This window comes from Enterococcus sp. VV15 (genome assembly GCF_005236045.1).
GTDB classification, from domain to species: domain Bacteria; phylum Bacillota; class Bacilli; order Lactobacillales; family Enterococcaceae; genus Enterococcus_B; species Enterococcus_B durans.
The window spans coordinates 1-552 of the sequence record NZ_QPTY01000116.1; the positions used below are offsets into that span (position 1 = coordinate 1).

Sequence of the window (552 nt, forward strand, 5' to 3'; positions counted from 1 at the left end):
AAAATCACTATGAGGTCCCATCCTCGTTATTTAGAAAAAGAAGAATCTTTTTATCATTTTACTTGCAAAGAATGGAATAAAGATGGTGAAAGAACACCTGATTTAAGAAGATGTGAACGATTGTGTTGGATTAAACCAACTATAATGACTAACCATCCAATAGTATGTGGACTCAATTGTTTGAAGATATATATAAAAGGAAATAGGTTACATTTATTAAATGACAAAGATAGATTCCTTATTGTACTAGAAGTCAGAAGAGATTATATATTATTAGTTACTTCATTTTATATTGAATATGACCATACTTTAGCAAAAAAAATAAAAGACTATGAAAGATACAAAGTATAAACAAGCAAAAAGCATATCTCTTAGACGAGATACGCTTTTAGAAACTCCTTCTACAACATGGGAGTTGAGCTAATATTAGTTTAGCATGATACTAATGATGCAGTCAATATTATTTGCAACTAAATGTACCACTTATTTTATTTAATTCCTAATAATCTGACTTGACTTAATTTATGTACCCTGTAGGACTCGAACCTACGA

General features: G+C 29.2%; 1 protein-coding gene. It reads left to right on the forward strand.

Going from position 1 to position 552, the window contains the following annotated elements; all coding sequences use genetic code 11:
* On the forward strand, nucleotides 1-351 hold a 351-nt coding region (locus tag DVW83_RS15130; protein ID WP_161569468.1), incomplete at its 5' end, for a hypothetical protein.
* Between the last annotated feature and the right edge of the window lie 201 nt (nucleotides 352-552).